Source organism: Microbacterium sp. (genome assembly GCF_049661145.1).
Taxonomy (GTDB): domain Bacteria; phylum Actinomycetota; class Actinomycetes; order Actinomycetales; family Microbacteriaceae; genus Microbacterium.
In genome coordinates, this window is record NZ_JBASZT010000078.1 from 1 (window position 1) to 18307 (window position 18307).

At 69.5% G+C, this 18307-nt stretch carries 24 protein-coding genes, 1 tRNA gene and 1 pseudogene; 4 read left to right on the forward strand and 22 right to left on the reverse strand.

Annotated features, from left to right (window positions below; translation table 11 throughout):
• From WBP48_RS03565 to WBP48_RS03580, 4 genes and pseudogenes are all read right to left on the reverse strand, one after another.
• Window positions 1-291 (reverse strand): RNA-binding S4 domain-containing protein (locus tag WBP48_RS03565; RefSeq protein WP_424436204.1); only part of this gene is annotated, 291 nt, incomplete at its 3' end.
• Window positions 288-647, reverse strand: coding sequence for a GNAT family N-acetyltransferase (locus WBP48_RS03570; RefSeq protein WP_424436207.1), 360 nt, complete (start codon window positions 645-647; stop codon window positions 288-290). The genes WBP48_RS03570 and WBP48_RS03565, both read right to left, overlap by 4 nt.
• A gap of 167 nt (window positions 648-814) precedes the next feature.
• Window positions 815-2313 (reverse strand): annotated as a pseudogene (locus WBP48_RS03575) (IS1182 family transposase).
• 62 nt (window positions 2314-2375) lie between these two features.
• Window positions 2376-2654: a hypothetical protein gene (locus WBP48_RS03580; protein ID WP_424436210.1), complete on the reverse strand. Its 279-nt coding sequence runs from the start codon at window positions 2652-2654 to the stop codon at window positions 2376-2378.
• Between the two features lie 181 nt (window positions 2655-2835).
• On the opposite strand from WBP48_RS03580, the gene WBP48_RS03585 reads away from it, so the two are divergent.
• Together WBP48_RS03585 and WBP48_RS03590 are read left to right on the forward strand one after the other, a co-directional pair.
• Window positions 2836-2909, forward strand: a tRNA-Pro gene (locus WBP48_RS03585).
• Window positions 2910-3022: 113 nt separating this feature from the next.
• A complete protein-coding gene (locus WBP48_RS03590; RefSeq protein ID WP_424436213.1) occupies window positions 3023-3616 on the forward strand; it encodes a hypothetical protein in 594 nt (197 codons plus the stop codon).
• A 76-nt stretch (window positions 3617-3692) separates the two neighbouring features.
• Here the strand turns inward: WBP48_RS03590 and WBP48_RS03595 are convergent, their stop codons facing one another.
• The 10 genes from WBP48_RS03595 to WBP48_RS03640 form a co-directional block, all read right to left on the reverse strand.
• Window positions 3693-3926 (reverse strand): hypothetical protein, encoded by a 234-nt coding sequence (locus WBP48_RS03595; RefSeq protein WP_424436216.1) that lies wholly within the window; start codon window positions 3924-3926, stop codon window positions 3693-3695.
• On the reverse strand, window positions 3923-4462 hold the full coding sequence (locus tag WBP48_RS03600) for a hypothetical protein (RefSeq protein WP_424436219.1): 540 nt from the start codon (window positions 4460-4462) through the stop codon (window positions 3923-3925). The genes WBP48_RS03595 and WBP48_RS03600 overlap by 4 nt, the downstream gene beginning before the upstream one ends.
• On the reverse strand, window positions 4455-4631 hold the full coding sequence (locus WBP48_RS03605; protein WP_424436222.1) for a hypothetical protein: 177 nt from the start codon (window positions 4629-4631) through the stop codon (window positions 4455-4457). Before WBP48_RS03605 ends, WBP48_RS03600 begins: the two co-directional genes overlap by 8 nt.
• Window positions 4628-4957 carry a hypothetical protein gene (locus WBP48_RS03610; RefSeq protein WP_424436225.1) on the reverse strand — a complete coding sequence of 110 codons (330 nt, stop codon included), beginning with the start codon at window positions 4955-4957 and terminating at the stop codon, window positions 4628-4630. The genes WBP48_RS03605 and WBP48_RS03610 overlap by 4 nt, the downstream gene beginning before the upstream one ends.
• 301 nt (window positions 4958-5258) lie before the next feature.
• Window positions 5259-5414, reverse strand: coding sequence for a hypothetical protein (locus tag WBP48_RS03615; protein WP_424436228.1), 156 nt, complete (start codon window positions 5412-5414; stop codon window positions 5259-5261).
• Window positions 5407-6225: a hypothetical protein gene (locus WBP48_RS03620; RefSeq protein WP_424436231.1), complete on the reverse strand. Its 819-nt coding sequence runs from the start codon at window positions 6223-6225 to the stop codon at window positions 5407-5409. The genes WBP48_RS03615 and WBP48_RS03620 overlap by 8 nt, the downstream gene beginning before the upstream one ends.
• A complete protein-coding gene (locus tag WBP48_RS03625; RefSeq protein ID WP_424436234.1) occupies window positions 6222-7589 on the reverse strand; it encodes an AAA family ATPase in 1368 nt (455 codons plus the stop codon). The genes WBP48_RS03620 and WBP48_RS03625 overlap by 4 nt, the downstream gene beginning before the upstream one ends.
• Window positions 7590-7627: 38 nt before the next feature.
• Window positions 7628-8002, reverse strand: a complete 375-nt coding sequence (locus tag WBP48_RS03630; protein ID WP_424436236.1) for a hypothetical protein — start codon at window positions 8000-8002, stop codon at window positions 7628-7630.
• Window positions 7999-8295, reverse strand: coding sequence for a hypothetical protein (locus WBP48_RS03635; RefSeq protein ID WP_424436239.1), 297 nt, complete (start codon window positions 8293-8295; stop codon window positions 7999-8001). Before WBP48_RS03635 ends, WBP48_RS03630 begins: the two co-directional genes overlap by 4 nt.
• The gene (locus WBP48_RS03640; protein WP_424436241.1) at window positions 8292-8486 is read right to left on the reverse strand and encodes a hypothetical protein; all 195 of its coding nucleotides are present in this window, start codon (window positions 8484-8486) and stop codon (window positions 8292-8294) included. The genes WBP48_RS03635 and WBP48_RS03640 overlap by 4 nt, the downstream gene beginning before the upstream one ends.
• A 93-nt stretch (window positions 8487-8579) precedes the next feature.
• Here WBP48_RS03640 and WBP48_RS03645 point away from each other — a divergent pair, with 93 nt between their 5' ends.
• Window positions 8580-9227, forward strand: a complete 648-nt coding sequence (locus WBP48_RS03645) for a hypothetical protein (RefSeq protein WP_424436244.1) — start codon at window positions 8580-8582, stop codon at window positions 9225-9227.
• A 52-nt stretch (window positions 9228-9279) separates the two neighbouring features.
• Window positions 9280-10377 carry a tyrosine-type recombinase/integrase gene (locus WBP48_RS03650; RefSeq protein ID WP_424436247.1) on the forward strand — a complete coding sequence of 366 codons (1098 nt, stop codon included), beginning with the start codon at window positions 9280-9282 and terminating at the stop codon, window positions 10375-10377.
• A gap of 616 nt (window positions 10378-10993) precedes the next feature.
• Here WBP48_RS03650 and WBP48_RS03655 read toward each other — a convergent pair.
• From WBP48_RS03655 to WBP48_RS03690, 8 genes are all read right to left on the reverse strand, one after another.
• Window positions 10994-12184 (reverse strand): tyrosine-type recombinase/integrase, encoded by a 1191-nt coding sequence (locus tag WBP48_RS03655; protein ID WP_424436250.1) that lies wholly within the window; start codon window positions 12182-12184, stop codon window positions 10994-10996.
• Window positions 12177-12392, reverse strand: a complete 216-nt coding sequence (locus WBP48_RS03660) for a helix-turn-helix domain-containing protein (RefSeq protein WP_424436253.1) — start codon at window positions 12390-12392, stop codon at window positions 12177-12179. The genes WBP48_RS03655 and WBP48_RS03660 overlap by 8 nt, the downstream gene beginning before the upstream one ends.
• Window positions 12373-12924 carry a hypothetical protein gene (locus tag WBP48_RS03665; protein ID WP_424436267.1) on the reverse strand — a complete coding sequence of 184 codons (552 nt, stop codon included), beginning with the start codon at window positions 12922-12924 and terminating at the stop codon, window positions 12373-12375. The genes WBP48_RS03660 and WBP48_RS03665 overlap by 20 nt, the downstream gene beginning before the upstream one ends.
• Before the next feature lie 86 nt (window positions 12925-13010).
• A complete protein-coding gene (locus tag WBP48_RS03670; RefSeq protein ID WP_424436256.1) occupies window positions 13011-13484 on the reverse strand; it encodes a single-stranded DNA-binding protein in 474 nt (157 codons plus the stop codon).
• Between the two features lie 50 nt (window positions 13485-13534).
• Window positions 13535-15331 carry a type IV secretory system conjugative DNA transfer family protein gene (locus WBP48_RS03675; RefSeq protein WP_424436259.1) on the reverse strand — a complete coding sequence of 599 codons (1797 nt, stop codon included), beginning with the start codon at window positions 15329-15331 and terminating at the stop codon, window positions 13535-13537.
• Complete coding sequence (locus WBP48_RS03680; protein ID WP_424436262.1) at window positions 15328-15873, reverse strand: hypothetical protein; 546 nt, start codon at window positions 15871-15873, stop codon at window positions 15328-15330. Before WBP48_RS03680 ends, WBP48_RS03675 begins: the two co-directional genes overlap by 4 nt.
• Complete coding sequence (locus tag WBP48_RS03685; protein WP_424436265.1) at window positions 15873-17420, reverse strand: ATP-binding protein; 1548 nt, start codon at window positions 17418-17420, stop codon at window positions 15873-15875. Before WBP48_RS03685 ends, WBP48_RS03680 begins: the two co-directional genes overlap by 1 nt.
• Window positions 17417-18250, reverse strand: coding sequence for a hypothetical protein (locus WBP48_RS03690; protein ID WP_424436270.1), 834 nt, complete (start codon window positions 18248-18250; stop codon window positions 17417-17419). The genes WBP48_RS03685 and WBP48_RS03690 overlap by 4 nt, the downstream gene beginning before the upstream one ends.
• Between the last annotated feature and the right edge of the window lie 57 nt (window positions 18251-18307).

Here is an 18307-nt window from a genome sequence, read left to right on the forward strand (position 1 = left end):
CACGGCGACCTGGGCGACGGGCTCGCGTGGCGGCGTGCGGTCTTCCGCGGCGAGCGCGGCCAGGGGCGCGCCGACGCGTTTGGTGAGCAGTTGCCGGGCGATGAGGATCCGGTCGAAACCCGCGATCCGTACGCGGACCTCGTCGCCGACGCGCACCGGCTGGGCGGCCTTCGCTTTCTCGCCCGCGATGCGCACATGGCCGGCGCGGCACGCCGTCGTTGCCGCCGAGCGGGTCTTGTAGACGCGGACCGCCCACAGCCAGGCATCCACCCGCACCGAAGGTTCGCTCACTCCTCGATTCTGCCCGACTCCGTGCCGTCAGATGCCGTGAGCGACACGATGGGGCGAGCCGGCTTCGGCCGCGCTACTTCGGTGAAGCCCGCGTGGAGGAAGGTCGAGAGCGCGCCGTGGAAGAGCTCGTTGGAGGTGGTCTTGCCGCGGTCGGTGTCGATCGGGTAACCCTCAATCACGCGTGCGCCATGACCGCGTGCGTGCGCGACGGCGGCGTCGAGCAGCATCCGGCCGATGCCTTCGCCGCGGTGCTCGCGCCGGACCACAAAGCACGTGATCGCCCAGACGGAGGGGTCGTCGAAGGGTTCGGGCGACGGCTGGAGGTTCCGCGTGCGCGCTAGGAGACTGCTGAACAAGTTGGTGGTGGCGCGGGCGGAGCGCCGCCAATGGCCGTTTCGCGGCGTGTGTAGGTCAGCACTCAGGGTGCGACAACGGGGTCACTCCGCCCGCTGTGGTCATTCTGCGTCGGTATCGGGGGTGGTGTCCAGTGGTTCACCGTGTCCGCGGTGGGCCTGTCAGGGTCTCAGCTCAGCGCCCAGGTTCCTTCTTCGATGCTCAGGCCGAGGGTGAGGAGTCGTTTGAGGTTGATTGCGGCGGCCCGGGTGGTCCACCAGGCGTTGTTCTTCTCAACTCCCCGGTAGGGGACCCTGCGTGCGCCGCGGGTCATCCACGCGATCGTGCGTTCGACCATGGGGCGATGCTGCCGATACGGTTCCTGGAACTCGGGAGTCGCCGCTCGTGCCCGGTGCTCGCGCAGTAGCCGGTCGTGGACGGTGAGATCAAGCTTGCGCCCCCGGGTGGAGGTCGTGCATCGTCCGGCGAGCGGGCAGGTGCGGCAGATCGCCCCGAACGTGACGTGGCGTTTCGCCGTGACCGGTCGGGTGTGTCTTGCCGGGCAGGTCGCGGTGCTCGCGTCCTCGTCGATGGTGAAGTCATCGATCGTGAACCCGCCGGGGACTGCGGCCCGCAAGGGCATCGGCTTGACCAGAGCGAGGTGGCCTGCCTGCGCGAGCGCGGCGAGCATCGGGCCGCGGCGAGCAGTTCGATGCCGCGGGCTGCGTCGCTGTTCTCGGATCCGGACGTCTTGGAGAGCACGGCCGCGGTGACCAGGCCCGTGTCGGGTTCCGCGATCAGATGCGCCTTGAACCCGTCCTGTCGCTTCTGCCTCGACTTGTGCGCGTGACGGGTGTCCGGGTCGACGGTGGAGATCACCCGGTCCGGGGCGACCCGGCGGGCGATCCGCCACCGCCCGTCGGTGCCGTCGGACCCGTCCGCCGGTTCCACGTCCTGCCCGGCGACCAGCGCGAGCAACGCGACTGCGTCCTGCTGACGCTCATCCAAGTCGGCGTCCTCAACGGCGGCGAGGACGGTGTTCGCGTCGATCACCAGGCGGGAGACGAGGTCGTCACGAGCAACCTGGTCATCCCATGCGATGTCGGGCTTACCCGGCCGGGAATAGTCATGACCGGTCAACCCCGCCACCACCGGCCCGGCGGGGGGAACCTCACGGGCGACCCGGCGGATCTGCGCGATCAGCTGCGTGACGGTGTCCTGCCTGGCCACCGCGTCATCGAGGATCGTGGAATCCAGTGCCCGCCGCGTCTTGCCCGCGATCACCCCGGTCTGACCGATCACCTCACGCACAGCGTCGAAAATCCGGTGCGGACGCTCCGACGCGGCCAACCGGCGCCGCCAATACGTCAACGTCGACGGGTGGAACCCGGCCGCGTCGATCGCGAATCCGCACGCCGCCTTCCAGCGCAAATCGAATGTGACCGCGTCGACCGCTTCCCGATCCGACAGGCCATGCAACGTCTGCAGCACCAGCACCGACGCGGCGACATCTCCCGGCAGCGACGGGCGACCCCGCCGCGAGGGGAACAGGTCCTCGAACATGTCATCGGGGAACAGCTGGTGCCGGTGCTCAGCGAGGAACGCGAACACGCTCCCCGCCGGCAACAGATGCCCCGCGAACGAGGACACATCCAGAAGAACACGCGACCCGTCATCACGACCCTGCATCAATCAAGTCTCAACGACCCCGCGCGACCAGCCCGCAGGCGCGCCTTAACCAGCCAGATTGTTCAGCAGTCTCCTAGGCGCGGCTGGGCGGTTCGCGGGGCGACCTTGACCCAGCCGACCGCTTCGCCGTCGGTGTAGGCAACGAGGGCGGATGCCGGCGTCTCGGCCACATCGCGTCGCAACAGCTCGCGGCGCTCGGCGTTGGTGGTGGAACTGAAGTCGGTGGCACGCAGCATCCACCATTGGCACCAGCACGAGCCGCCGTCCCCGCCGCCCGTGAGCGCGTGCTCGACGTCGGCGAAGCGGTCGGCGGATGCCGGGGTGATGACGATCTCGGTCATGCAGCGACCGTACTCGCCACCTTCGACACCGTTCACGCGTTCGCGACCGGCGCGCCGACCCGGTAGGATAGGGGAGTTGTCCGCGTGCGGGCAGCTCGACCGGGATGTGGCGCAGCTTGGTAGCGCACCTGACTGGGGGTCAGGTGAGTTAGCGAGGCGGAGCAGCACGAAAACTAAACAACGGGATGTGGCGCAGCTTGGTAGCGCACTTGACTGGGGGTCAAGGGGTCGCAGGTTCAAATCCTGTCATCCCGACCGGAAAAGCCCCGGTGAGAAGCTAAATCTCACCGGGGCTTCGTCGTTGTCTGCGGCGATTGTCGCCCGTTGACCACAACGGCTACCACAACGGCGCGACGTAGGCTTCGAACATGGGCGGCAGGAAGCAAGGCGAGCAGCACGCGCGGACGCTCGCCGAGACGTTGAACGAAGCGCGATGGGCGTACGAGCGCCGGCATCTCGACCGGCTGAGCTATCAGGCGATCGCCGACCTCTCGGGCGCGACGGTCCCGGACGGCGGACTAGGGCGCTCGATGACGATCGGGACCGCCCGTAAGCGCGTGGCCGAGTACCGCGACACGCTCGCCGTAGCTCTCGACGACGAGACGCGTGACGAGCAGCGGGCCGCTGAGCTCGCCGATCTCGATCGTCAGCAACGCGCGTTCACGTCGCTACTCAGCCGCGTCGACGACGTCGCATCGGCGCAACGTGCGTTCGCGATGAACACGACGCTTGACGTGCTGCGCGAGCAGCGCCCCGACTTGCTCGTGCTGCGCGATGAGAAGCAGATCATGCGCGCACTCGACAGCCTTCGATCGATCGGCGAGTCGCGCCGGAAGCTTCTCGGCATCGACGCCCCGAACCGGGTCACGGCGACGGTCGATCTCGTCAATCACGACGCGCTCATCGAAGAGCTCAACGCCGAGCTCTTCGCACTCGGGGAAGAGCCCGTCGCCGTCGAGTGACGAGCTCCGCCGCTTGAGCTCGTGACACGACGAAGCGCCCCGCCGGCCGAAGCCTGACGGGGGCGCTTCGTGCGCTCTACTGGGCGCGTCGTGCCTTCTTCTCGGCGCGATAGCGCCGCTGCGTTTCGAGATGTCGCGCCTTCGCTTCGGCCGTGAGCTTGACGGGCGCGGCATGTATCCGGCGATGCTCTTCGGCGACGTCGAGCGCCTTCGAGTGATCCATGAACGGCCCGAGCGCGAAGCCGCACGTACACACGACGAGCGAGCCCGTGTCGGGAGAGCGGTCAACGCGACAGGCCGCGGCGCTCATCGGAGGAAGAGGATCGAGCCGGCGACGGATGCGCGGCCGATCGTGTAGGCGCCGGGGAAGCTTACGAGAGCGTGCACGTCGACCGTCGAGCCGGGCGCGAGGTCTTCGACGACGACGGCGCTTGTCGCCTGGACGCCGCCGTACTTCTGGCCGTCCACGCTCGCCCACTGGTTGTAGAATTCGCCGCCCGACGCGGCGACGATCGCGGCGCACATGAAGAGCGTCGAGACGCCCGCGGCTTCGTTCGATCGAAGCGTCGCCGACGCTGTCACGTGCACGAGCGCCCGTGTATACCCGTCGGGGACCGGCGTCGAGACGGCGGCAAGAGGCGACGCTGCCGCCGTGATGGTCGCCGGGTCTTCGCGCTGGTAGATCGTCGCGGGTCGGACGAGCGCCGCGAGCTTCGCGACGGTGTTCCCGATCGCTTCGCCCGACGGGGCTTCGAGAATGCCTAGGCGCCGCTGGATCTCGTCGAGCTCGTCGATCAGGAAGCCGAGCTCTGACGGGATCGCGCCCTGACGTGACGACCTACGCATCGCGCGCCGCCTTCGCGGCGTTCTCGGCACGCTGACGCGCGTTCGCTTCGACGAGCCGGGCGTGAATGCGTTCGAGCTGGGCTTCGAGCTTCGCAAGCGCCTTCTCGATCTCGGCGGGCGACGCGGCCGGCAGAGACTTGCCGGCGCCGCCGCCCTTGACCGGACTCACGGCCGACCCCGAAGGAAGTTCGCGGCCTTCTCACTCGCCGTCCGTGCGCTCGGCGGGGCGCCGCGGTCGCCGTCACGGTCGCTCTCGCCGGCGACGCTCTGCCGCTTGTAGACGACCGTCTTCGGGCGACCGGTCAGCGCGCCCGAGCGGCGTTTCTCCGAGAGCTCGTCGAGCTCGGCGGCTTCGTCGTCTGTGAGCTCGTCCTTCTCGATCAAGAGCTCGCGGAGCCGGGCATAGTCGCCTGTCGCCCCTCGCGTCTCGCCGGGTCGGTCGTCGCTCGTGCCGCCGGTCAGGAAGGCCGCGGCCTGTTCACTTGCCGTACTCATCGTTCGTTCCTCTCAGTGATGTCGGGGGTCGGTCGTACACTTCGCACTCGCGCCTTCCATGCGGCGGCGAGACGGTCGAATTCGGCTTCGTCGGCCGGCGACATGGCGTCGAGCTCGACGAGCTCACGAAGACGCGAGCGAAGCACGTCGGGGTCGTGCTCTTCGTTCCATCGGCGCCACGCCGCGATGCGTTTCCGCTGCCCCTCCCGGCCCGGATACTTCGCATCGAGATAGCGAAGGCATGCCATCAGAAAGTCGGGCTCGCTGTCGTAGTTCCGCCGGCGCGGCCGCTTGAGCGCCATCACTTCACCCCGTTCTCGTCGATGATCCGGTCAAGAAGGTCGATGATCCGATTGCAGACGCGAAGCGTCTCCCGGTACGGGTTGAATTCGGCCGGGTTGATCGTCACGTCGGGGATCGAGAAGTCGGCGTCGATCCGGTCGCGCGCGTCAGTCATCGTCCGAGCCGATCTCGAATGCGGGCGCGTCGTCGCTCGTCGAGATGGTCGGAACGGCGACAGGCGCCGCGCTCGCGGCCTGTCCGCGCGCGCGTGCCTTCTCAGCCTTTGCCGCTTCCTTCGCGGCCTTACGGCGCTCGGCGTCGGTCATCGTGCGGTCGTGGAGCTCTTGCGTGGCGAGATCGAGCGCGTCGCTGAGCGAAGCGAGAGCGGATTCGATCGCGACCGTCCAGCCGCCAGGGCGCGGCATGACGCGAAGGTTTCCGACGGACGTGCCGCCCGCGTAGAGCCCTTCCTGGCGCCCTTCGAAGTCGTCGAGGGCCGAGAGCGACCCCATCGAGTGACGGCCACGCTCGGCGGCGTCGCGCGTCATCGCGAGCGCCGCCGCGAGATCGAGCACGAATGCCTCGCCTTCGGCCGCGGCGTTGCTCTTCCACTCGTCGGCGTACTTCGCGACTGTCGACCGAATCTCGTGGACGATGCGCGGCTTCGCGGCTTCGAGTCCGTTCACCTTGCGCTGTAGGCGGGCGACTTCGGCGCGATGGAAATCAACAGCGTCGGCGGGGTCGTCACCGGCGGCGAGGTTGCCCTTCACGAACTCTGCGGCGAGGTCGAGAGCGTCACGCTGCGCGGCCTTCTCGGCGAGCTCGTCGTGCTCATCGCGGGCGGTCATGGCGGCGGACGACTCGCGCTTGATGTCGAAGCCCACGGCGATGACATCGCGGACGGGGGCGGGCATGCTCGGCGCGTCGCACACGTGCGAGATGAATCCGGGAAGCATGAGCTCGGCGGGGAGTGTGCTGGTAGTCACGATCGGTTCTCCTTGTCGGTTGTGGTCGGTTCGGGGTCTAGCGGGAAGGTCGTCCGCGCGGCGCGCCACTCGGCGAGCGCCTTGTGCGCCCGATCACTTCCCCACTTCATGCGGCGCTTGACGTCTTCCTTCGACGTCGGCGGCTCGTCGAGCTCGTCGAGCGCGCGGACGTCGTCGCTCAATTGCGCGGCGTCGCGCTCGTCCTTCGGTCGGCCCGGCATGAAGCGCCACGACCACGGCCCATTCGCTGAGTCGCGGGAGTCGAGTTCGAGCACGGCCACGAGCTCGCCGACGCCGTAGCGGACGCCGCCGTGCCGATCCTTGAGCAGCGTCAGCGCGACCTTCCCGACGCTCCCGGGCCGCGGCGGGTCATCCTTGAAGGGCGCGAGTGCGTACATCGCGCCGTCGAGCGTCCGCTTCTTCGCGCTCGTCCCGGTCGTGTAGCCGGTCCCTGTCGCCGTCTTCGGGAAGTGATCGAGCAGCAGCACAGCGGCGCCCGTCTCGGCGATCGGCGCCGGCACCTGTCGGAAGATACGTGTCCAGTCGTCGGCGTCATTCGAGTTACCGCCGAACATGGCGACGAGCTCGCCCGCCGAGTCGATAACGGCGAGATCGTCTGCGCTCAGCCAATCGACCGCTTCGGCAACAGAAGCGAGAATCTGCGCGGGCGCTTCGCCGACGAGAAGGCGAAAGCGGGCGGGATCGCGGAGCACATCGAGCGGCGCGCCGGCCGCGAGAAGCCGAGCGACGGTCGCTCTCGCCCCGTTATGGTCATAGTCGTGCCAGAGCACGCGACCGCCACGCTTGAACGTCTCGACGGCGTTGAGGGTCGCGACGATGGTCTTTCCCGCGCCAGGCTCGCCGCCGAACATGTTCACGGCGCCCGCGTACAGCAGCAAGACGCCGTCGTCGCGGATCGAGCCCGCCGTCGGGGACGGCGCTTCGACATCGTCGCCGAGCGCCGCGACGTCAATGTGAGTCGGAACATCGTCACCGGCGCCCGCGATCTCCGCGGCGACGATCTCCGCGGCTTCCTTGCGGATGCGCTGCCGGTCGGCCTCTTCATTGACGCGCGACATGCGCTCGCGAGCGTCGTCGCCGAGAAGCGTCGAGTCGACGCGACGCCGGCCACGCTGCCAACCCTTGCGGATGCTCTTCGCGAGATCGCGCTTCGCCGCCTTCTTGCCGTACATCGCGACGATGGCCGTCTCATCGATCGCGGCATCCTTCGCGAGCTTTGCGACGACGACATCGACCGGGACGACGCGGGGATCGACGTTCGCACCGATGCGCTCGGCGACGAAGATCGGATCGGCGCCGTCTCGCTTCACAGCGCGGCGACCGCGGGCAAAGTAGTCGCGCATGTCGGCCTCTGTTAGCACATAGCGCGGGCTCTCCGTTGTCACTTGTCCGCCCCGCCCTTCGCCCGAGACAGCGCGGCGCGTGCGGCCTCTTGCTTAGCTCGCAGTAGCGCCGCGCTGCGACGCTCTTCGTTGCTCTTCCATTCGCGTTCCGGTTGCTCGCGGTCGATCACGCCGAGCCAGTATTCGAGCGCCCGCGCCGACGGCTGCGGCTTCGGCGGCGTCTTCGTCGCAGGGAGCCCCGCCGCCTCACGCTCTGCCCGGTACTTCGCCCATCGCGCCTTCGCGGCGTGCTTCGTCGACGCTGCGAGCTCTTCGGGCGTTTGGGATGCCGCGCGAGCGAGCCCGGCGAGACGGGCACGAGCGGCCGCGACTTCGGGGTCGATGTTCGGGCGGCGGCGCTTCCTGGCGGTCATAGCGACATCCATTCGATCCGGCCGACCGCTCGCTCGCAGGTCGCGCACTTCACTTCGTCACGGTGCTCGCCGCGCATCTCGCTCGCCCAGTACTTCGCGTGGGCGTAGCAGAGGAAGAAGCCGTCACCGCACGGCCAGGCCGTGCCGTACTCGACTGCCATCGGATTAGGGGCGCACTCGCCGGCGTCGGGGGCGTGCGAGAGTCCGGTCGCGTGGTCGCACATGGGCGCGTCGATCGTCGCGAGCAGACCCTTCGCCACTTCGCGGATCGCGGCCTTCTTCTTGCCGCTCATGCGTAGAGTCCCGCGACGTAGCGCTCAAGCTCGGCGTGTGCGATGAAGGTGCGTCGGCCGATCTTGACCGCGCGGAGTCGGCCGGCGGCGATCTCTTCGAAGAGCTTCGAGCGCCCGATCCCGCCGAGCATGTGCCGGGCGTTCTCTTCGTCGTAGAGAAGCGGCGCGATCGTCGGTGTCGCCTGTTCCATGTCTGTCCCTCGGGCTTGTATGAATGCGAGCTACTTGACAGTTCACCGTCTGCCACGCCATTCTTGGTACGACAGCAACGTTAGGAATGTGGCATGGCACCTTGGATCAAGACGAAGTCGACCGCGACCTTCGACGGCGGCGCGCCCCGAGTCGTGGACGTCGTCCTGCAGAGAGACGACGAACTCCGCGGAGGCGGCAAGGCCGCGGAGGCGCGTATTCGCGTCGTGGACGGGGTCGACGGCGCCGGGGTCGAGACGATCAAGATCGCCCGCCGGGGAGGCCGCATCGTGACGTCGGCAGACGTCCGCGAGCTCAACCTCGAGCGCATCGCGGAAGACGCGATCGCCCACCATGCGACGGTCATGCAGCCGAGCGGCCGCGTCGCGATCCCCGCCGACCGTCGAGCGATCGGTGCTCGCGTTCACGGCAGCAAGCGCGCGCCCGCGCCCGACCTCCTGCGGCGCGTCGCCCGTGCCTACCTCGATCCCGCGAACCGCGTAGACGCCGAGACGGGATCCACGATTCCGCGCAATCGACGGCAGCCGACCGAGCGCGTGCGCGTCGACGTGCTCGGCTTCGTCGATGCCTTCCCCGGTCAGAAGAACGGGCTGCGCTCGGCGTCGCGCCGGATCAAGGACGCGCGCGAAGCGGGACTGATACCCGCTCACGACGCCGACGACAACGAACTCGACGCGGCGTTCGCCGCACTCGCTGAGGGGGAGAGCGATGGGGAAGCGTAGCAACGGCGACGGGATGCTCCGACAGCGGCCAGACGGGCGCTGGGAAGCCCGGATGACGTGGACGGACGACGAGACGGGCAGGCGCCGGTCGCGGTCGTTCTACGGCAAGACGCAACGCGAAGCGAAGGCGAAGATGGCCGACGCGCGGAAGCGTCTCGATGCCTTCGCGCCGGTCGTCGATGCGCGGACCCCGCTCGCGACGTGGATCGATGAATGGGCGAAGACCTCGCTCGAAGCGTCAAGCCGCAAGGCTGCGACGAAGAGCCTCTATCGGACCCTCGCCCGCGTGCATCTCGCGCCCGCGCCACTCGGGACGATGGCGCTCGCGGCGATCCGGCCCACGCACGTCGAAGCGCTCGTGCAGCGCATGCGTGACGCCGGATCGAGCGATTCGACGATCCGCACGACGTACACGGTCCTTCGTGCCGTGCTCGACGGCGCCGTGCGCGACAAGCTCGTCGCCGACAACGTCGCGGCGAAGGTCAAGCGCCCCGCCGTGACGTCGCGCGCCGACGGACGCGACGAAGCACGGCACCTTGCGCCGAGCGAGGTTCGCGCCGTGCTCGATGCTGCCGCCGGTACGCGATATGCCGCGATCCTGTCGCTCATCGCCGGGACCGGCCTACGGCGCGGGGAAGCCCTCGCGCTGCGCTGGGAAGACGTCGATCTCGAAGAGGGCGTCGTGCGCGTGCGATGGACGCTCAGCCGGGTCGGCGCCGATCTCGTCTCGACGCCGCCGAAGACGATGCGCTCGCGGCGCGACGTGCCACTCACACCCGGCGTCGTGACGTTGCTTCGGAAGCACGACATCGCACAGAAGGCCGAGCGGCTTCGTGCCGGCTCGCAATGGGGGAACGATCGCGGGCTCGTCTTCACGACGGAGCTCGGCGCCCCCATCGACCCGCGGAACCTCTTCCGCGCCTTCGTCGCGGCCGTGGGGCGCTCGGGGATCGATGCGACGGGAGTCGGGCTTCACACGCTGCGGCATTCGGCGGCGACAGGCATGCTCGATGCGGGCGTTCCGCTTCACGTCGTCTCTCGCGTGCTCGGGCACTCATCCGTCGCGATCACGGGCGACATCTACGGCCACGCCGACGACACTCGCCAGCGAGACGCGATCGGCATGCTCGGTGCCGCGCTCGGGCTTTGAGGCTTCACGCCTTCATTGCTCGGCGTAGTCCGTCCCCCGTACGGTCCTCCGTCCTCACCCTAGGGTGTGAGGACTCCAGGACCGTTTACCGGGCCGCGGTCCGGGACTGGTCCGGGACGGTCCGGGACCGTTACTTGTAGAGCATGGATCGTCGAGTCGTGAGGGTCACGGCTTAGCTCGGCGTGCAGTCGCTAATTTCAGAGCGGCGGGGGAGCGTGACCACAACGCCGACCACAACGGGAGCGCGAAATCGAGTGTCCGCTTCCGTCCGTCGCCGTCCGACCCGCGGAAACACGCGGCGAAACGGACCGTCGCGGACCCGCCCGGACCCCGCTCCGATGCCTGGGGGTCAAGGGGTCGCAGGTTCAAATCCTGTCATCCCGACAAAAAGCCCTGGTGAGGGGCAACTTTCACCAGGGCTTCGTCGTTTCTGAGGGTGGTCACTGGCTGGTCCACTTGCTCGATCTGCTCGATGCGGTCGCCGTCGAAGTGGACCAGTCCCGTTCGGTGTCGTCGCTCGCGAAGTGCACCAGAAGGTGCCCGTGGAGTGGACCAGAATCCGCGCAGGACGGTTCTCCTGCCCTTTTCGAGAGGGTCGGAGCGAGCGTCGAGGTGGTCACAGGCGGGGTCCGTTGCGGCGGGTGGCGTCCCTTCTGGTGGGGGCTGCGGAGAGGAACTGGTTTGCTTGCCGAGCGGCTTCGGCGAGGTGCCGATGGTCGGGGTGCAGGTAGCCCTTCGTGGTCTCGATCGACTGGTGCCCGAGTATCTCTTGGAGCACGTGCAGGGCGATGCCGGCGTCGGCCATCCAGGTCGCCCCGGTGTGACGGAGCCCGTGCCTGGTGAGATTGTCGAAGCCGAGCTTTGCGACGAGGTCGTCCCAGTGCGTCGCGTCACGGACGGTGGCGGTGGTGAGGACTCCGCCGCGCGGCCCCCGCAGGAGCGGATCGTCGGGCTCCTTGCCGTCGGTGAGACGTTCGAGGACGGGTTCGAGCGCGTCGAGCATCGGCACGGGCCGGTCTCGGCGGCCTTTGGTCTGCTTGATGACGAGGCCGCCTTTGCCGGGGTAATGCTGACGTCTGATCCACACGATGCGGTTGCCCCAGTCCACATCCCCGGCACGCAGCCCTGCGACCTCGGACCCGCGGGCGGCGAGGAGGGCGGCGAGCATGACGTGATCGGAATACGACTGGTGCACCTTCCCGCACGCGTCCGCGAGCTTCTGCAACGTCGGAAGATCGGGAAGCGCGTATTGGCGGAGCGCCCCGGTGGTGTGGGTGACGTGCTTGCCGAGGTTGCGGCGGGCGCGGTGCTTGGCCGGATTGATCGAGATGATGTCGTCACGGACGGCCTCGTCCAGGACCCGGACGAGCGGGGCGATGGAGTTCTTGATCGTGGACGCGGAGTGCTCGGCCTCCCAGCCGTCGATGGTGCGGTCGATCATCCCGGCGGTGATCTTCGCGACCTGGATGTGCCCGAGCGCGGGCAGCACACGGAGCCGGAGCCCGGTGTCGTAGAGCTCGGCCGTGGACGTGGGATCGAGGCCTCGCTGCCACCTGTCGCCGATTGACGCTGCGTAGGCGGCGAGGGTGACGGTGGTGTCGTTGCCGGTCTCGGTCGCGGCGCGCATCTGCTCGAAGAACTCCTCGACCTCCTCCGGGGTGCGGACGTGGCTGACTCGGCCGACGCGCTTCTTGGTCGAAGGATCGGTCCAGCGGACGCGGGCGCGGAAGCCTTCGGTGCGGCGTTCGACGTCGGTGGTGAGCTTGACGCCGACCGGCGGCATCCGATGGTTGCGGGGGTCAGCCATGCGCTGTCTCCTGCTCGCGCACCCAGGCGCGCACGGTGACAGGGTTGTAGCGATAGACGCCACCGACCTGGAGGAACGGCGGCCCGACCTTCTCGCGCCGCCACCGGGACAGCGTGGCCTGGGAGACGGTCAGGAACTCCGACGCCTCCCTGGGGCACCACAGCGGCTCGAGGGTGCCGATGCCGCGGTCACTGAGTGGGCTCGTCATCGCCGGGAACCTCGCCGGTCTCTGGGTCTGCGCCGAGGCTGGCGTAGAAGGCGTCCTCGGCCTCCTGGCGCCGTGCGACATCGGCCTTGACGAACGCCCGGAAGTCCGCCGCCCGATCAGGGATCACGACGTCCTCGATCGCCTCCGCGGGCGTCTCGCCGGGCCATGCGGTCTGCCGGGTGGCGCGGTCGCGGTCCAGGCGGGTGCCGCACGCGGCGACCCAATCGCGCAGGCGCTGTCGGGCGTCGGCGAAGTCGCGGTGCCAGCCGTTCGGCGCGGACCCGTTCTCCTCCGGGTCGTACGCGCACAGCCAGTGCAGGTGCAGAGCGGACAGCTCCCAAACGAGTTCGGGGTGGCGGTGCCAGAACGGCGGGACCACGCTGGCGGGGAGCCCGTAGGTGTGGCGCAGCCAGGTCACCCACTTGTCGAGCTCGACCCACTCGCCGGCGGCCTCCTCGGCGGTGAGGAGGTTCCAGTTCACCGGATGCGGCGGCTCCGCGAGCACACCGGCGTCCTCCTCCAGCGCCTCCATGCCGTCGGAGTCGTCGTCCAGAGGAGCGGGCTCCGGCTCGTCCTGCTCGGGGATGCCGTCTACCTCAGCCATGACCATCTCCTCGATCACAGCCCGAGCCCTGGCGCGGCCGATGGGGAGGGACGCCGCGGTTCGTCGCTGTGCGCGGTCTCTCTGCCCGCGGTCGGTGTCGGGGCTTCCTGCTCCGCGGTGCGGATGTTGCGCGGGTTGCGGTCGACTTCGTAGCTGGTGCGGGCGAGGTCGTAGCCGATCTTCTTGGCGACGAACTCCTCACCCTGCACGGTCTGCCCGTCCCGCTCGTACTCGTACGGGTGCGCGTAGCCCTCGGCGACGAAGCTGTCGCCCTTCGCGAACCGTTCATGCGCCCGCTCAGCGGTCGCCCGGTACGCCACGAGGTCGTGGAACGTGGTCTCCAGCTCGGTGAACGACCCGTCCGGCTCCTTGCGGTAGTGCTCCTGCCCGACCCGGGCGTAGAACCTCGCCTCGCCCTTGCCGGTGTGGCTGAGCTGCGGGTCCGAGGCGATGAATCCAGTGAACGACTCCTGCGTGCGGATCGCCATGACGACCGTCCCTTCCTGGCATCGGCAGTCCCACGGCGGGACCGCTCTTGTCAGGCAGGTGCGTCAGGGCTCCCCAGCGGGCGGCGTTGTAGCAGTGCTTCGATGTCGGCGCGGTCGGCGCGCAGTGCCTTGGCATCGGGCCGGTCGGTCCACAGGCGCAGTCGGGTGACGATGGGCGGTGCGGCGCGCAGCATGACGAGGGCGGTGCCGAATGGGAGGGTGCGGATGGTGTCGGGCGGCATGATCGGCACGCGGCGGATGGAGCGTTGCGCGGTGCGGGAGCCGTGGTCGCCGATCGTGGTCGAGTCGGTCACCTCGTCACGGTCGCCGATGAGCGTGGTGAGGTCGTGCAGGTCGCGGCTGTTGGACGCACCGCCGAGGATGACCTTGACGATGGAGGCGTCCCAGATCGCACCGGCTGCGTTCTCGGACCACTTCTCCCGCGCCTGGGCGAGCGACTGGAGCACAGGCATGGTCGTGATGCCGGTGCCGCCCCCCTCGGCCATCAACGTAGGCAGCGAGGGCAACGGTGCGAGGTTGCCGACCTCATCCAGCGCGAGCAACAGCGGCGGGTCGAGGCGGGCGCCGGGGCTGGTGGCGGCGATGCGGCGGGCAGCTTCCACGAGGTCTTCCACGAACGCCGCCACCAGCGCCGCGCTGTTGTTGGCGCCGGCGCCGGTGGCGAGCAGGTAGAGGGTGCCTTTGGCGCGGAGGAACGCTTCGGGGTCGAAGTCCTCGCCCTCCCGCGGCGATACGGCGTCGAGCACGCGCGGGTCTGCGAGAGCGGCCAGCGCCAGGGAGACGCCTTGCCAGATGGAGTCGCGGGTGCGGGGGTCGGAGTCGATCATCGCCTGCAACGACTCCGCCCATCCGGTTGCGGCGTGGGGGTTGGCGGTGAGGATCGCCACCGCGTCCGCGGCGGCGGAGGGGTCGAGGGTCCACCGGAACAACTCACCGGGCGGCCGGTGGTCGAGGGCTGCGGCGTGGAGGAGGGCTTGGAGGGCGGTGCGGGTCTTGCCTTCCCAGAACCCGCCGCCCTCGACGCCGCCTGCGGACAGGCCGGTGCCGGCGGCGAGCCCGGTGGCGCGGATCATCGCGCTCAAAGGGTCCTCGCACCCTCGGATGGGTGACCATCTGAGCCCGGCGGGGACGCCTTCGGCGAGGTGCTGGGGGTCGAATACCGCGACCGGGCCGGTCTTCTGTCGGGCGCGGAGGGTGGCGGTGAGGTTGTCCGGCCGGGTGCTGGTGGTGACGACCGCGCCGGGGGCGTCGAGGATCATGTTGATGACGATCCCTGCGCCTTTCCCGGAGCGGGGCGGGCCGAGCAGCAGGATCGAGTCTTCGACCGAGGCCCAGACGCCGTGCCCGCGTGAGGTGCCGATGCGGTAGCCGACATCCTCCGGGGTGGGCTTGTCGAGGGACGGGCGCAGGTGTCCGGCGCGGCGCAGCAGCGCGGGTTCGGAGGCGGCCCGGGCGACCTCGGTGCGGGTGGCGATCCCCGCGATCCGGTGCGGGTCGGTCTTGATCTGCCGGCCATGATCGCGCAGCAGCCGCCACCCCCACCAGCCGAGTGCCCCAGCCGCGAGGATCAGGACGGCAGCGGTGATCCAGTACGCCACGACGTGCAGCCCTTCCGCGTCGAGCGCCGTCGCGGGGTCTGTGGGGTTCAGCAGCACGCCCAAGCCGGTCTCGACGCCGCCTGCGGGCTGGGCGGCGCCGGTGATCCACGCGGCGACCGACCCGGCCGCGCGCAGGATGCCGGCCAAGAGGGCGGCGGCGATAAGGAGGCTGATGCCGAGGTTGCTGAGCTCGTCACCGAACGACCCGGCGGGGCGTGGCGTGCTCATTCGGGGTGTCCGATGGTGAGGGTTCCCGAGACGCGGCCGAGCAGGACGACCTCGCGGGTCGGGCTCGCTGCGGCTTGCTCTGCGGTGAGGAGGGCACGCATGGTGCCGTCCGGGCCAGCGTCGCCGTGCGCGATCACGATCGCGATTCCCACGTCCTCGCCGGGCACGAACCCCTCCCCGTGGAGCGTGACGAGCTCCGGCATCACCTGTCGCGACGGTGGCGGGGTCGGTGCGGGCTCTGGTTGGGGGCGGCGGCGTGTGCTGGGGGTGATGATGTCGGTGAACGTCGTCCCGTCCGCCTCGCGCACCTCGACTCGCAGCGGCGAACGGTGCTGGGCGGTGAGCTGGTCCAGGACGCGGGCGAAGTCTTCCCTCCGCCACGCCGGGGCGAACGGCTCCGGCTCGTACCGTGTCCCGTCGACGGTGACGGTCATCCGCCCGTCCGGGGCGATGTCCATGACCACGTGCGGGAGCGTGACCGGGACGGGTTCGTCTCGGGACTCGGGTTCGGGGCCGGTGCGCTTGTATCGGGGGCGGGCCATCAGGATTCCTGCCGATCGTTCACGATTCCCGAAGCGGCGTCGGGATTGCTGAACCCGCGACCTTTCGAGGTCATGCGGGTGGTGGTGTCGAACGCGGTCAGCTCTGCGGGATGGAGTTGGTGCTGGACGACGAAGGAGCGGTCCTTGATCCGCCACAGCCCTTGCCCGGTGCCGAGCCCTGGGAGGAGCTTCTGCTCGGTGCCGGTCAAGCCGAGGGCGGTGGCGGTGGAGCCGAGCTGGTCGGCCTCCTGCCGGTACACGATCCGGGTCTCCGCGTTCGCCAATAGGGATGAGGCGAGCGCGCGCATGGCGGAGCCCTGGTCGCCGACGTTGTCGAGGTCGCTGAGCTTGTGGAAGATCAGCATGTTCGCGATCCCGAAGTGCCGAGCGAGCCGCCATTGCGCGTCCATCCGCCGCAGCAGCGACGGGTAGGCCATGAGTCGCCAGGCCTCGTCGTAGATCACCCAGCGTTGCCCGCCGTTCGGGTCCGACAGCGCCGACTCCATCCACGCCGACGAGCACGTCATCAGCACCGAGATCAGCGTCGAGTTCTCCGCCACACGGGACAGGTCCAGCGACACCATCGGCAGGGACGGATCGAACCTGACCGTGGAAGGGCCGTCGAACAGCCCCTGGAGGTCCCCGGCGACCAGACGGCGCAGCGCGTGGCCGACCAGACGGCCGTCCTCCGCGAGGCGCCCGTCGGGGTCGTCTTCGGGGTTGGGGGTGAGGATGCGGTCGACGACCATCGGCAGGATCGGCACCACCGCCGCCCGTATGGCGTCGCGGAGGGCGAGGTCGATCGCGGTGTGCTCCAACGGCGACAGCACCCGATCCAGCACCGTCTCGGCAAGGGCGCCAATCAGGTCGCGGCGGCGCGAGGCAACCTGCATCGCCCACTCCGCATCCGACACGGTGGAGGGCCGGTGGCCCTCATCCAGCGGGTTGAGCCGGTTGGACACGCCGTGCCCCAGGACGATCGCCCGCCCGCCGACTGCCTCGGCGACGGCGGTGTGCTCACCCTTCGGGTCCCCGGGGACGTAGACGCGGCGGCCGAAGGGCAGGGAGCGCGTGTAGAGGGACTTGGCGAGGGAGGACTTGCCGGAGCCGACGATGCCGGCCAGCACGACGTTGGGGGCGGTGATGAGACCCCGCTGGTAGAGCACCCACGGGTCGTACACGAACGACCCGCCGGAGTAGAGGTCCTGGCCGACGAACACCCCCGCCGATCCGAGGCCCCCTTCGGCGAGGAACGGGTACTGCCCGGCCAACGTGGCGGAGGTGTCCTGGTGCTTGGGGAGCCGCAACCGTCCGGGGGTCCGCAGCGCTCTGGGTCCGGGTTCCCCGGCGGCGGGCAAGTAGGTCGTCGCGCGTTTCTCTGCTTGCTCGGCCTCCCACTTCGCTTTCGCGTCGGCTTTCCGGGTGTCGCGGGCGGTGGTCTCGATCCGGGTCGCGGCCTTCCGGCGGGCCTTGCGATGCTTGCGACGCTCGCCCTCAGGGCCGACCAGCACCACCGTGTGCAGACGGCCCTCCTCCCGCCCGGTCACAGTCCCAGCCCCCGCCCCGATGAGGCGGATGCGCCGGGCCGGCGGGCGAACCAGTCCGTTCCCTCCGCACGGCGCGCTGCCCGCGCCGGCTCCCGGTCGACGGTGCGCCGCGCCGGCGCAGGGTCGGGAGCGATGGTCGGGTCGGGGGTGGCGTCGTGGGTGCGGAGCAGGGAGACGTGGCCGAGGAAGGGGCTATAGGTGAGGGTGTAGGCGTCCTTGGTCGCGGTGCGGTCCAGGGCGCCGGTCGGAGGCTGGTCGTAGACGTACCCGTTCTCGAGCGCAGCCTGCGTGGTCTCCTCCCCGAAGTCGTAGCCGGCGAGGTGGTCGATCGCGGCATCGGTGCCGTCGTGGTCGATGATGTCCAGCACCTGGTCGGCGTCATCGCCTTGGAGGAACACGACACTGATCCACCGGCGGGGCGTCTTCTCCGTCAGGTCGGGGTCGTGGTCGATCAGAACGGCCAGCTCGGCCTGGTGCTGGCGGGCGGCGTCGGCCACCCATCCGGGGAACGCGCCCTCGTTGTCGGTGTGCTGGCCGGGATTGTCGATCGCGAACTGGCGTGACTCGCCCGCGGCTGCGAGGAACACCGCGAGCTCGCGCACTGCTCGTGCGGGTGAGACGGGCGCCCCGGTCCCGGTGAACAGGTCCCGGCCCTCCACGCTCTGCCCGGTGGGGGTGTGCTCGATGCGGTAGGCGTAGCGCTGGTGCTCACCCAACGGGGTGTCCGGCCACACCGTCAGCCGCAGCTCGCCGGCATCCACGCTCGCGCGTGTGGCGGAACCCGGGTGTTTCGGTTCGGGGTGCCAGGCGATCCGCGCGGACTGGCTCATCGCGGCATCCACCCGATCGTGCACGGCATCCAGCAGTGTGCCGGCCTGGTGCAGCTC